This window comes from Variovorax durovernensis (assembly GCF_977011995.1).
Genome location: NZ_CDRNCW010000001.1, coordinates 1,204,835 through 1,217,829 on the forward strand (window position 1 = coordinate 1,204,835; position 12,995 = coordinate 1,217,829).

A 12,995-nucleotide genomic window follows, 5' to 3' on the forward strand; every position below is an offset into this window, starting at 1 on the left:
CTCAGCGGTTCTCGAAAGGGGTCTCGTCTGCGCCGCGCAGCACGATGTCGAACTGGTAGCCCAGTGCGTAGCCTTCTTCGGTGATGTCGAGGCTGAAGTCGGCGATCAGGCGGTTGCGGTAGCGCTCGGGCGTGCCGGTGACCATGGGGTCGTACTGCAGCAGCGGGTCGCCGGGGAAGTACATCTGCGTGACCAGGCGGCTCGCAAAGCTCTGGCCGAACAGCGACAGGTGGATGTGCTGCGGACGCCAGGCGTTCGGATGGTTGCCCCAGGGATAGGCGCCGGGCTTGATGGTGAGGAAGCGGTAGCGGCCCTCGCTGTCGGTCAGGCAGCGGCCCGCACCCAGGAAGTTGGGGTCCAGCGGCGCGTCGTGCTGGTCGACCTTGTGCACGTAGCGGCCCGAGGCGTTGGCCTGCCAGAGTTCGACCAGCGTGTTGGCCACCGGACGGCGGCGGTCGTCGAGCACGCGGCCCGTGAGGATCATGCGTTCGCCCAGCGGCTCGCCGTTCTTGCGCGCATTGCGCGTGAGGTCGTGGTCGAACTCGCCGATGCTGTCGTGGCCGTACACCGGCTGCTGCAGCTCGCCGAGCGAGGCCTTCAGCGGAATCAGCGGCTTCTGCGGGCCGCGCTTCACGGTGGACTTGTAGCCGGGGTACACGTAGCTGGGATGGGCTTCCCAGTCGCGCGGGGTGAGGATGGGCGAGCTGCCCTTGGTCTTGGTCAACATGAACGTTGTCTCCTGTCGTGGGACGAATCCGGAAGCCCAGATTCTCGAAGCACCGTTCGATGATGTAAATTGAAGATTGCTCCGTTATCAATAACCAGCAGGCATTGAAAACCCCCACCGATCTTCGCCAGGACTTCTTGCGCAACGTGCAGCTGCGCCATCTGCGCTGCCTCGTCGCCGTGGCGCAGGAGCGGCACCTCGCGCGCGCTGCCGAGCGGCTGGCGCTGAGCCAGCCGGCGGTGTCGAAGACGCTGTCCGAACTCGAGGCCATCGTCGGCACCCGGCTGGTCGATCGCAGCAAGGCCGGCCGGCGCGGCGTGCAGGGCCTCACGGCCGCCGGCGAGCAACTGCTGGCGCATGCGCTGCGCGTGCTGGAGGCGCTGGATGCCAGCGCGCAGGCGGTGGCGCCGGCGGCGGGCGGGCGCATCGAGCGGCTGCGCATCGGCGCGCTGCCGAGCGTGGCGCCGGCCCTGCTGCCGACGGCGCTGGCGCGGTTGCGCGACGGCTGGCCGCAGGTGCAGATCGTGGTGAAGAGCGCCGCCAACGGCGCGCTGCTCGACGAGCTGCGCGCCGGCGAGCTCGACCTGGTGGTCGGCCGCATGAGCGATCCGCGCCTGATGGGCGGCCTGAGCTTCGAGCTGCTGCACACCGAGCCGCTGGTGTTCGCGGTGCGGGCGGGGCATCCGCTGGCGCTGAAGGCGGCGTCGGTGCAGGCGGTGCTCGGCTATCCGCTGGTGGTGTACGGCGAAGGCACGATCCCGCGCCATAACACCGAGAGCTTCCTGTCGGCCCGTGGCCTGGTGCTGCCGACCAATGCGCTGCAGACGCTCGACGTGGCGGTGGCGCGCGCGCTGGTGGCGGTGTCCGACGCGGTGTGGATCACGCCGCTGGGCGCCGCGCGTGGCGAACTGGCCGAAGGCCGCCTGGTGCGGCTGCGCATCGAGACGGCGGGCACCGAGGAGCCGGTCGGCCTGCTGCAGCGCAGCGACGCCGAGCCTTCGGCATTGCGCGCCGCGATGGCCGCGCTGCTGCGCGAGGCGGCCAAAGAGCAGGGGGCGGTGCCACCAGCGGCCAGACAAAAGCGCGGCGGCTAGCCGGTTTTCGCCAGGAACGCCGCGGAACCGGCTTTGCCGGGCCGCAGGTGTTGCCCCCTGCAAGGGGGTTGGCGAAGCGACACGAAGTGCGCGCAGCCTGGGGGTCAGTCCTTCGTGGCCCGGCGCTGCACGCAGGCGACGTAGCCCTCGCCATCCGGCGGCCGGCCGGCGCGCTGGCTCTCCCACATCATCTGGCCCAGGCAGTCCATTGCCTCGTGGTGCGCATGCAGCAGCGAGCCGCGCCGCGCGGCCAGCAACTCGACGGCCTGGCGGATGCCGCGCGGCTGGTCGATCGAGCACTGCTCGCTGATCGACAGGTGCATCGACAGATGAAGGAACGGGTTCTCGCGCCCGTTCGATCCGTCATAGACCCGCGCGACCGCCGCGTCGGCATCGGCCAGGTCCTCGTGATATTCGGGGTGCTGGTCGATCCAGCCGGCGGCGATGGTCTCGAGCGCTTCCATCGGCAAGCCCTGCCGGTGCTTGGCGTACACGTCGCAGAAGAAGCGGCGCACGTCTTCCTGGGAGGGGTTGAACATATATAGATAGGTGCGAGAAGGGTAGGGAAGGCGAAGAGGGGTGAAGACGGGTGAGGAGGTCAGCCGAAAGGTCGCTTTTTCGGGGGCTCGATGTGTCCGGCGTTCCGGGTACGAAGCGTTACGCCGTAACGTAACGAATCGCGAAATGACCTGCTTACGAGCTGTTTCCACACATGGCCGGCAGGCCGCCAAAAAGAAAAATATCCATACAAATCAACAGGTTGCGTCATCGGCAAGCAGCTTGGCACGGGGCTGGACCAAAGCGGCACGCTAGTTGCCCCTTAGTAGGCATCTTTTGTCACAGAGGCTGCCATGAACGCTCCACAAGCATCGACCGTTTCGACCGAAGGACTTGCCGCCGCCAATGGCGCAGCTCCTGTTGTCATTGCCCAGGCCACCGTTACTCCGCTCGGCACTCCCGGCGCGTTGAGTTCGGCGGCGCCCGCTGCTGCTGCCGGTCCGGCCAGCATCGGGACATTATCGAATGCCACGCCCGGCGTCGCAGTGATGCGCGACGGTGTCCGCATTCCGGTCGATGGCAATCAGACCCTGATTGCCGGTGACCGCGTGATCGTGCCGCAAGACGGCCACGCCAACGTGCTGTTCCCCGGCTCCGCCACCAACAAGGCGCCGCTGGCCGGCGTCTTCACCGGCGGCACCGACGCCACCATCGGCTCGACCAAGCTGCCGGGCGGCCTCGAACAAGTGAATGTGGATGTCGCCTCGGGCGACCTGCAAGTGACCCCGCCCGACAGCGACGCCGACGCGGCCGCGCTGGCCGTGACCAAGAAGCTCGCTGCCGGCAGCGGCATCGGCCTGGGCGAATTCGCGCTGGGTGCCCTGGGTGCCGCGGCACTGGGTGCCGCGCTCAGCGGCGGTGGCGGTGGCGGCACGTCCGGCATTCCGCTGCTCGTGTCCTCCGGCGATCCGAACACGCCCACGACCCCGACCACGCCCACCACACCTGACTCCGATGCGGACGCGGACTCCGACGCGGACTCGGATGCCGATGCCGACGGCGACGCGGATTCGGACGCCGACTCGGATGCAGACGCCGATGCCGATGCCGATGCCGACGCCGATGCAGACGCCGATGCTGATTCGGATGCCGACGCCGACGCGGACTCCGATTCGGATGCCGATGCAGATGCCGACTCGGATGCAGACGCTGACGCCGACTCCGACTCGGATGCCGACGCAGATGCCGACTCCGATGCAGACGCCGACGCGGACTCCGATTCGGATGCCGACGCCGACGCCGATTCGGACGCTGACGCGGATGCAGATGCCGACTCGGATGCGGATGCAGACGCCGACGCCGATGGCGACCACCTCCTCGATCCGGGCGACGGCCTCGTCAGCCACGTCGTCGACGGCGTCAGCGGCGCGCTCGGTCTCGGCGGTGCGCTCACCCCCGTGACCCACGTGGTCGACGGCGTGACCGACGTCGTCGACAACGTGCTGTCTCCGCTGCTCGGGACCACCTTCACGCCCAACAACCCCAACGAGTTCGACCCGGTCGACAACACCGTCGCCGACGTCACTCACCTGCTGGGCGGCGCGCTGAGCCCGGCGCTCGACGGCCTGCTGGGCGCCGGCGCCACCAACCAGATCCTCGGCACGCTGAACCAGCAGGTCGACTACCTGACCGACGCGCTGCACAACGGCCTGGAGAACCTCATCGGCGACCACGGCATCGTGAGCGGCCTGACCGGTGCCCTGGGCCTCGGCGGCGTGACCGACCAGCTGCTGGGCAAGGACGGCGTCATCGGCGACGTGCTCGGCAACGTGCTGGGCGAAGGCAGCCTCGTGTCCGGCCTGCTCAGCGACAAGGGCCTGGTCGGCGGCCTGCTCGGCCAGGACGGCCTGGTCGGTGGCCTGCTGGGCGACAAGGGTGTCGTCGGCGGCCTGCTCGGTGAAGTGCTGGGCAGCGACGGCCTCGTGGGTGGCCTGCTCGGAGACAAGGGCGCCATCGGCGGCCTCACCGGCGGCCTGCTTGGCGAACAGGGCCTGCTGGGCGGCCTGCTCGGCGAAGGCAGCGCGGTGGGTGGCCTGCTCGGTGACGACGGCCTCGTCGGTGGCCTGCTCGGCGGCGACGGTGCACTGTCCAACCTGCTGGGCAGCGACGGCCTCACCGGCCAGCTGCTGGGCCACGGCGGCCTGGTCGACAGCCTGCTCGGCGAGCATGGCGTGGTGTCCGGCCTGATCACCGACAGCCCGCTCGGCGGCCTGCTCGGTGGCGACGACGGCCTGCTGGGCGGTGCCCTCGGCGGCCTGCTCGGCGACAAGGGCGTGGTCGACGGCCTGCTGGGCGACAACGGCGCGCTGGGCGGCCTGCTCAGCAACGACGGCCTGCTGGGTGGCCTGCTCGGCGACAACGGCGTGGTCGGCGGCCTGCTGGGCGGCGACGGCCTGCTCGGCGGTGTGCTCGGCAACGACGGCCTGGTGGGTGGCCTGCTGGGCAACGACGGCCTCCTCGGCGGCGTGCTCGGCGACAACGGCCTGGTCGGCGGCCTCCTGGGCAGCGAAGGCCCGGTGGGTGGCCTGCTCGGCAACGACGGCCTCGTCGGCGGCCTGCTGGGCGACAACGGCCTGGGCAGCGTGCTCGGCGGCGACGGCCTCGGCGGCGGACTGCTCGGGCCGGATGGCCTGGTTGGCGGCCTGCTGGGCAACGACGGTCTGGTCGGTGGCCTCCTGGGCAGCGACGGCCTGCTGGGTGGCGTGCTCGGCGGTGTGCTGGGCGGCATCGGCAACGGCGGCACGCCGGGTACCGGCGCAGCGCTGCTCGACCCGGTCGACAGCGTTGTCGGCAGCGTGGCCAACGGCCTGAACCACGGCGTTCTCGGCGACCTCGGCCTGGGCGACGTGCTCACGCCGGTGGTCGGCCTCACGGACAGCCTGACCGACACGGTCGACGGCCTGCTCGGCCCGGTGCTCGGCACCTCCTTCAACTCGAACAGCCCCAACGTGCTCGACCCGGTCGACAGCGTGGTGAGCCAGGTGACCGACGGCGTCGGCGGCCTGCTGAGCCCGCTGACCGATCAACTGCTGGGCACGGGTACGACGACCGCGGTGCTGCATGCCGTCGATACGCAGGTGGACTACCTCACGGACGGCGTGGCGAACCTGCTGAACGGCGGCGTGCTGGGCGGTGTGCTCGGCGGTGACGGCGGCCTGCTCGGCGGTGTGCTGGGTGACAACGGCCTGCTGGGTGGCGTGCTCGGCGGCGACGGTGGCCTGCTTGGCGGCGTGCTGGGTGACAACGGCCTGCTGGGCGGTGTGCTCGGTGGCGACGGCGGCCTGCTCGGTGGCGTGCTGGGTGACAACGGCGTGCTGGGCGGTGTGCTCGGCGGCGACGGCGGCCTGCTCGGTGGCGTGCTGGGTGACAACGGCCTGCTGGGTGGTGTGCTTGGCGGCGACGGTGGCCTGCTTGGCGGCGTGCTGGGTGACAACGGCCTGCTGGGCGGCGTGCTGGGTGACAACGGCGTGCTGGGCGGCGTGCTCGGCGGTGACGGTGGCCTGCTCGGTGGCGTGCTGGGTGACAACGGCCTGCTGGGCGGAGTGCTCGGCGGCGACGGTGGCCTGCTCGGTGGCGTGCTGGGCGGTGTGCTCGGCGGTGACGGTGGCCTGCTCGGTGGCGTGCTGGGTGACAACGGCGTGCTGGGCGGTGTGCTCGGCGGTGACGGCGGCCTGCTTGGCGGCGTGCTGGGTGACAACGGCATCCTGGGTGGCGTACTCGGCGGCACCGAAGGCGGCCTGCTCGGCGGCGTCCTCGGCAGCGACGGCCTCGTTGGCGGCCTGCTGGGTGGCGGCACCGACGGTGGTCTGCTTGGCGGTGTGCTGGGCGATCACGGCGTCCTGGGCGGCGTACTCGGCGGCAGCGAAGGCGGCCTGCTCGGCGGCGTCCTCGGCAGCGACGGCCTCGTGGGCGGCCTGCTGGGTGGCGGCACCGACGGTGGTCTGCTCGGCGGTGTGCTGGGCGACCACGGCGTCCTGGGCGGCGTACTCGGCGGCAGCGAAGGCGGCCTGCTCGGCGGCGTCCTCGGCAGCGACGGCCTCGTTGGCGGCCTGCTGGGTGGCGGCACCGACGGTGGTCTGCTCGGCGGTGTGCTGGGCGATCAAGGCGTCCTGGGTGGCGTTCTCGGCGGCAGCGAAGGCGGCTTGCTCGGCGGCGTCCTCGGCAGTGACGGCCTCGTGGGCGGCCTGCTCGGTGGCGGCACCGGCTCGGGTGGCGCGCTCGGTGGTGTCCTCGGCAACGACGGCCTGGTCGGCAGCCTGCTGGGCAACGACGGCCTCGTCGGCGGACTGCTCGGCGGCCTGCTGGGTGGCAGCAGCCCGGTGGCCAACATCCTGCAGCCGGTGAGCAGCGTCGCCAGCGGCGTCACGGACACCGTCAGCTCGGTCGCCTCGAACGTCACGCACGCGGCGTCCGATGCCACGGCGCCGGTGACCGACATCCTGGCCGGCGCGTCCCATGCGGCCGCACCGGTGACCGATGTCGTCATCAGCGTGGTGAACACCGTGGAGCACGTGACCACGCCGCTGGTGACCGACGTCGTGACGCCGATCACCAGCCTGGTCGAACACAGCCCGGCCGGCAGTGCGCTGTCGCCGGTGACCAACATCCTTCACGGCCTGTTGGGCTGATTCACAAGAACAGCAGAAGGAGGGGTGGGGAGCGGAAGCACCAGGGACAGGCCGCCACCGGCCTGTCCCGCGAAAGGATTGGATATGAAAAAGAATTTCCGGATACTGGCCATCGTCGCACTCGGAGCAATCCTGGTCGGCTGCGCGGCACCCAAGACCGGTCGCGACGACGCGACCTACTACTACTCGAACAAGGGCGCGAGCGCCGTGGCGAAGGTGGAGCCCGCTGCACCGCCGCCGGTGCAGAACGGCCCGGCGGGCGTGTCGAAGATCGTCTACTTCGACTTCGACAAATACAACATCAAGTCCGAGTACGTGAAGATCGTCGAGGCGCACGCGAGCTACATGCGCAACCGGACGTCGAGCCGGGTCGTGATCGAAGGCAACACCGACCAGCGCGGCGGCCGCGAATACAACCTGGCGCTGGGCCAGCGCCGTGCCGACGCCGTGCAGCGCGCGCTCATGCAACTGGGCGTGCCGGCCGAGCGCATCGAGGCCATCAGCTGGGGCACGGAGAAACCCGCGTCGCTCGCAACCACCGAGGAGGGCTATCAGCTCAATCGCCGCGCCGAATTCAGCTACCGCTGAAGCCGGTGCCAAGCGATGACTTCGACGGCAGTTTCCGGTCCGCGCACACGTCGAGGCATGGGCAGATGACGGGCGCGACCGGTTTCCCGCATTCGATCGGGGCCGCATGATGTCTTTCCAGGATCAGCTCCATGCCTGCCATGAACGCCTGGTGTCGGTGTGCGCGGCCTTGCCCGCCCCGTACCCGGCGTTCACGCTGTTCTTCTCGGTCAGCGACGGCGCGCAGCGTGCCCACGTGGTGCATGCGCGCGCCGCCGACTTCGAGACGGCATGGCGCGAGGGCGCGGAGTCCGTCGGGCGCTGGGTGCGCGAGCGCGGCATCGTGTCGCCGTGGCTGCGCATCGACTGGGTCGAGGGCGCGAGCCCGATGGAGTGGGTGCAGTTCAAGACGCAGCTCACCGCGGTCAAGCGCAACTACTTCCGCCTCGGCCTGGCCTTCGACCAGGACTTCGAGCTCGCCTTCACCGAGCAGGAGCTCAATGCCAACGCCATGCTGTGTGGCGACTCGACCATCGCGCACTCGGTGGTGAACCCGCGCAACTTCGAGGTCTACGGCCTGGCCCGCTTCGAGCGCGCGCCGCCGCTGGACATGCCGGCCGAACAGCCGGTCTACCTGCTCGCGATGGTGGGTGTGTTCTGCCAGCCCGACGGCGTGGTGCACAAGCTCGTCGGCACGGGGCTCGACGCGGGCCGCCGGCAGCTGCCGGCGCTCAACCCGCAATCGGTGCTCGACCTCGTGCGCAGCGGTTCGTCGTACCTCGCGCGGCAGGTGCAGAGCGACGGCCTGTTCGTGTACGGCTACTTCCCGTGCTTCGACCGGCGCATTCCGACCTACGACGCCATGCGCCATGCGAGCGCGGTCTACGCCATGCTCGAAGCATGGGAGCTCACGCGCGACGAGACCCTGCGCTCGGCCATCGACCGCGCGATCGACCACCTGACCAGCTGGCTGATCCGCGACTACACGCTGGCCGACGGCCGCGCCGCGGCCTTCCTGGTGGACACCGGCGGCGAGATCAAGCTGGGTGGCAACGCGGCCTGCGTGCTCGCGCTCGTGAAGTACTGCGAGCTGATGGACACGCGCCACTGGCTGCCGCTCATCGACAAGCTCGCGCTCGGCATCGCGTCGCTGCAAGACCCGGAGACCGGCCGCTTCAACCACGTGCTGCATGCGACCGACCTATCGGTCAAGCAGGCCTCGCGCATCATTTATTACGACGGCGAGGCGGTCTACGGCCTCATGCGCCTGTACAGCCTCACGCGCGACCCGCAGTGGCTGGCGGTGGTCGAAAAAGCCTTCGACTATTTCATCGCGGGCCAGCAATGGCAGTCGCACGACCACTGGCTGAGCTGCTGCGTCAACGAGCTCACGCACTGGAGCCCGCAGGAAAAATACTTTCGCTTCGGCCTGCAGAACGTGGCGGGGTACCTGGACTTCGTGCTCGACCGCAAGACCACGTTTCCGACGCTGCTCGAACTCATGCTGGCCGCGCAGCAGATGCTGCAGCGGCTCGAGGGCATGCCCGCGATGCGGCACCTGCTCGACGAGCTGGACACCGAGAAGTTCTACCGCGCGCTCGACTACCGCGCGCACTACCTGCTCAACGGCTTCTTCTGGCCCGAGATGGCGATGTATTTCCGCCGGCCTTCGACGGTGGTGGGATCCTTCTTCATCCGGCATCACTCGTTCCGCGTGCGCATCGACGACGTCGAGCAGTACGTATCGGGCTTCGTGGCCTACCACCGCTACCTGCTGGAGCGCCGCGCGCTGGCGGCGGCCAGCGGTGTTGGCGGCACCGGCGGCGGCGCGCGCGACGACGGCCCGGCCTGGACCGCGAGCGAGATGGCTCGCGTCACCGGCGGCGAGTGGGTCGTCAAGCCCGAGGACGGCTGGCGCGCCAGCGGCGTGACGCAGCGCTCCTTCATGCGCAAGGGCCGCGTGGTGTTCGACCACCAGACGCGCCCGTCGAAGACGCCGCTGGCGGCCGTCACGCTCAAGGGCGTGCTGCAGCCTGCCGCCGCCGTGCTGTGCACCGACCCCAAGCCGCACCTCGACAAGCGCGTGCCGGTGCTCAAGGTGCAGAACGTGCTGCAGTCGGTGCTGCTGCTGGGCGACCATGCGCGCTGCGAATTCACCGGCCGCGTGTGCGGCGTGCTCGGCAGCGGCGCCGGCAGCGGCACCGTCACCGCCATGCTGGCCGGCGCGCTCACCGTGTGGGGCGAGGTCGCGCAGCCTGAAGGCAACATCAGCCTGCCTTCGGGCATCGCCTGGAACATGACCTGCATGCCGCGGCACGCGGCCTACTGGGTGATGGAGATGGGTGCATCGCAGATGCCGGCCTCGGCGCAACTGGTGCGGCCCTCGCTCGTCGTCGTGACCGGGCTGTCGGCCGCGTCGCAAAAGCACCGTGGCCCTTCGGAAGCCGCTGCGCGGCTGGACAGCCGCATCTTCCAGGCAATGGCCCCTGGCGACAGCGTGGTGCTGAACCGCGACATGCCCGAGTTCGCGGCCTTCGCCGAAGCCGCGATGACGCAGCAGCTGCAGATCGTGACCTGCGGCGAGCACAAGGACGCCGACGTGCGCCTGCTCGCCTTCGACCACGGCGAGGTGCAGGCGCTGGTGATGGGCGAGCCCTTCCAGCTGCGGCTCAATGCGCCGGGCCGCCACATGGGCGCGAGCGCCATTGCCGCGCTCGCGGCGCTGCAGGCGCTGCGCCTGCCGCTGGCCGCGGCGGTCGAGCCCTTTGCGCATTTCGAGCCGCCGGGCGGGCGCGGCGCGCTGCACACCATTCACATCGGCGGCGGCAGCTTCAAGCTGATCGACGAGACCTACGACGCCAACCCGAGCTCGATGCGCGCGGCGCTGGAGATGCTGTCGCAAGCCCCCTGCGAGCCGGCCCGCCGCGTGGCGATCCTCGGCGACATGCAGGAACTCGGCCCCGCCGCGCAGCGCCACCACCTTGACCTGGAGGCCGAGTTGCTGGCCTCGCAGCCCGATCGCGTGCTGCTGTGCGGCCCGCTGATGCGGGCGCTGCACACGCGCATTCGCACCAAGGTGCGCTCGCACTGGTTCGTCGATGTGTCCGACCTGTCCACCGCGCTCGGCGGCCTCCTGCAACCGGGCGACTGGGTGCTGGCCAAGAGCTCGGCGGGCATCGGTCTTTCCCGGCTTGCCCGGGTCTTGAAAGCATTGCCATGAGATGGAACGCGTTATTGCATTCGCCCTACGAGCATGAGGCACCGGCGGTACCACGACGCTGGTGGCTGGGCTGGCTCCAGCTGCTGTGCGCATGGGTGCTCTGCATGCTGTTGTGCGCCAACATCGCATTGGTGTTCGCAGAGGGTTTGCCCCATCAAACGAAAGCTGTCAGGTCAGGGAGTCCGGCCGGTTGCGCGGTAACGGGAAGCGCCGCGCAACCGGGACCGGAGCAGTCTGTGAAAGCCAAGCCGTCGAAGGTGCGCGTGCCTGTGTGCTGAGTCGCGTGGAGAGTGAATTTTTGCCTTGTAACAGCTGGGTAACAGTTGATAATGAGACAGGCGTCATTGCCCGACGGATCGGCTTTTCCCCATGATCAAGTTCCTCCTGCCCAGCCAGTTGGTTGCCGACACGCCAGACGAACCTGGTGCCAGTCCCTATGCGGGCGCGTTGCATGAAGCGTTTCGCGCGGCCTATCCGCTGGTCAAGGGCGCGGCGTGGCGCTCGCTCCCCATCAGCCTGTTCGGGCTGCTGCCTTCGATCTTCCTGCTGCAGGTGTATGACCGCGTGCTGTCGCGCAGCGGCACCTCGACGCTCGCCGCTCTGGTGAGCGGCATCTTCTTCTTCCTGTGCATCGAGTTCTGGCTGCGCACGCGGCGCTCGCGCCTGCTGCGCAACGCGGGCGCCATCATCGACCACGGCGTGTCGGGTGCCCTGCTGAATTCGATGCTGTCGCGCCCGCTGCGCGCGCTGGAGTCGCGGCCCGCGTCGTCGTGGCAGCTGTACTTCCGCGACGTGGGTTCGGTGCGCGGCACCGTCACCGGCGGGCTCGCGCAGTCGATCTTCGACCTGCCCATGGCCATCTTCGCGCTGATCGTGATCGGCATCGTCGCGCTGCCGGTGCTGCCGGTGGTGGCGGTGTTCCTGGCCATCATGTCCTTCCTGGCGTGGTGGTGGGCCGACGAAGTGCGCACCGGCCGTGTGGAGGAAGTGCAACGCGGGCGCGGCCTGGACCGCATCACCTCCGAGATCTGCCATGCGCGCGAGACGCTGAAGACGCAGGCCAACGACGGTCCCACCATCGAGATGTGGCGCCAGACCTACAACGCCTGGCTCACCGAGAGCTTCACCAAGAACGGCCAGATCGAGACCGCGCGTGACGGCACCACCGTGCTGCTGACCGTGTTCTCGGTCATCGTCGTCACCGTGGGTGCGGTGTCGGTGATGGAGCAATGGATGACGGTGGGCGGCCTGGTCGCCTCCAACATGCTGGCACTCAAGGCGCTGCAGCCGGTGGCCGGCCTGGTGTCGAACTGGCGCTCGCTGGCCACCGCGAAGGAAGCCGCCAAGCGGCTCGAAGCCGTGCTGCGCGAGCCGGTCGAGAAGCCGCCCACGGGCATGGAACTGCCGCAGCCGCTGGGCCGCGTCACGCTGCGCGACGTGAGCTTCAGCTTCACGCAGAACGCGCAGCAGCAGGTGCTGGAGAACGTCGACCTCGACATCGGCCCCGGCGGGCTGCACGTGATCGTCGGGCGCAACGGCGCGGGCAAGTCGACGCTGGTGAAGCTGGTGTCGGGCCTGTACACGCCCACGCGCGGCACCGTGAGCATCGGCGAATACGACCTCTCGCAGTTCGGCCGCGAAGAGCTGTCGCGCTGGATCAGCTATCTGTCGCAAGAGGTCTACTGGTTCGGCGGCGCGCTGGTCGACGTGATGCGGCGCGGCGCGCCGGGCCAGAGCGACGAGCAGATCGTCGCGGCCTGCAAGCTCTCCGGCGCGCACGACTTCATATCGCGCCTGCCCGACGGCTACCGCACCGTGGTGGGCGAGGGCGGCACGGGCTTCTCTGTCGGCGAGCGGCGCAAGCTCGCGCTGGCCATGAGCTTCCTGCGCAAGCCCTCGGTGCTGGTGCTCGACGAGCCCAGCAACGACCTCGATTTCCAGAGCGAGCGCAACCTGCTCGCCACCATGCTCGCGGTGGCCAAGGTGCGCACCGTGGTGGTGGTCACGCATTCGCTGCGCATCGTCTCCGCGGCCACCGTGGTCTACCACGTGACCGGGCAGGGCAACGTCGAACAGGGCTCCGCGGCGGTGATGGTGCCCAAGCTGTTCGGCGTGAAGAAGCCGCTGGTGGCGGTGGGCGATACCGAAGACAGCGCGGGGGCCGCGGCCACCCGCTCCATGGCGTGAACACGACGAGCGAC

Annotated in this window: 7 protein-coding genes; 5 read left to right on the plus strand and 2 right to left on the minus strand. The window is 69.6% G+C overall.

The features are described 5' to 3' along the window. Position 1 precedes the first annotated feature (1 nt). The gene (pcaH, locus tag ACWV14_RS05605; protein ID WP_237676071.1) at positions 2 to 727 is read right to left on the minus strand and encodes a protocatechuate 3,4-dioxygenase subunit beta; all 726 of its coding nucleotides are present in this window, start codon (positions 725 to 727) and stop codon (positions 2 to 4) included. 104 nt (positions 728 to 831) lie between these two features. Between pcaH and ACWV14_RS05610 the strand changes: the two genes are divergently transcribed. After that, on the plus strand, positions 832 to 1,821 hold the full coding sequence (locus ACWV14_RS05610; RefSeq protein WP_454907776.1) for a LysR substrate-binding domain-containing protein: 990 nt from the start codon (positions 832 to 834) through the stop codon (positions 1,819 to 1,821). A gap of 104 nt (positions 1,822 to 1,925) precedes the next feature. Here the strand turns inward: ACWV14_RS05610 and ACWV14_RS05615 are convergent, their stop codons facing one another. After that, the gene (locus ACWV14_RS05615; protein ID WP_081271722.1) at positions 1,926 to 2,360 is read right to left on the minus strand and encodes a DUF1841 family protein; all 435 of its coding nucleotides are present in this window, start codon (positions 2,358 to 2,360) and stop codon (positions 1,926 to 1,928) included. A 312-nt stretch (positions 2,361 to 2,672) separates the two neighbouring features. On the opposite strand from ACWV14_RS05615, the gene ACWV14_RS05620 reads away from it, so the two are divergent. The 4 genes from ACWV14_RS05620 to ACWV14_RS05635 all read left to right on the plus strand — a co-directional run bounded on the left by ACWV14_RS05620 (position 2,673) and on the right by ACWV14_RS05635 (position 12,981). After that, positions 2,673 to 7,007, plus strand: a complete 4,335-nt coding sequence (locus tag ACWV14_RS05620) for a hypothetical protein (protein ID WP_454907775.1) — start codon at positions 2,673 to 2,675, stop codon at positions 7,005 to 7,007. A gap of 84 nt (positions 7,008 to 7,091) precedes the next feature. Beyond that, positions 7,092 to 7,595, plus strand: coding sequence for a peptidoglycan-associated lipoprotein Pal (pal, locus tag ACWV14_RS05625; RefSeq protein WP_454907774.1), 504 nt, complete (start codon positions 7,092 to 7,094; stop codon positions 7,593 to 7,595). A 106-nt stretch (positions 7,596 to 7,701) separates the two neighbouring features. After that, positions 7,702 to 10,794, plus strand: coding sequence for a glutamate ligase domain-containing protein (locus tag ACWV14_RS05630; protein WP_454907773.1), 3,093 nt, complete (start codon positions 7,702 to 7,704; stop codon positions 10,792 to 10,794). 369 nt (positions 10,795 to 11,163) lie between these two features. After that, a complete protein-coding gene (locus ACWV14_RS05635; protein ID WP_454907772.1) occupies positions 11,164 to 12,981 on the plus strand; it encodes a peptidase domain-containing ABC transporter in 1,818 nt (605 codons plus the stop codon). Positions 12,982 to 12,995: the final 14 nt, after the last annotated feature.

Bases quoted from the DNA above. Each gene is read 5' to 3' on its own strand.
- pcaH (WP_237676071.1), bottom strand. From the start codon at position 727: ATGTTGACCAAGACCAAGGGCAGCTCGCCCATCCTCACCCCGCGCGAC.
- ACWV14_RS05615 (WP_081271722.1), bottom strand. From the start codon at position 2,360: ATGTTCAACCCCTCCCAGGAAGACGTGCGCCGCTTCTTCTGCGACGTG.
- ACWV14_RS05620 (WP_454907775.1), top strand. From the start codon at position 2,673: ATGAACGCTCCACAAGCATCGACCGTTTCGACCGAAGGACTTGCCGCC.
- pal (WP_454907774.1), top strand. From the start codon at position 7,092: ATGAAAAAGAATTTCCGGATACTGGCCATCGTCGCACTCGGAGCAATC.
- ACWV14_RS05630 (WP_454907773.1), top strand. From the start codon at position 7,702: ATGATGTCTTTCCAGGATCAGCTCCATGCCTGCCATGAACGCCTGGTG.
- ACWV14_RS05635 (WP_454907772.1), top strand. From the start codon at position 11,164: ATGATCAAGTTCCTCCTGCCCAGCCAGTTGGTTGCCGACACGCCAGAC.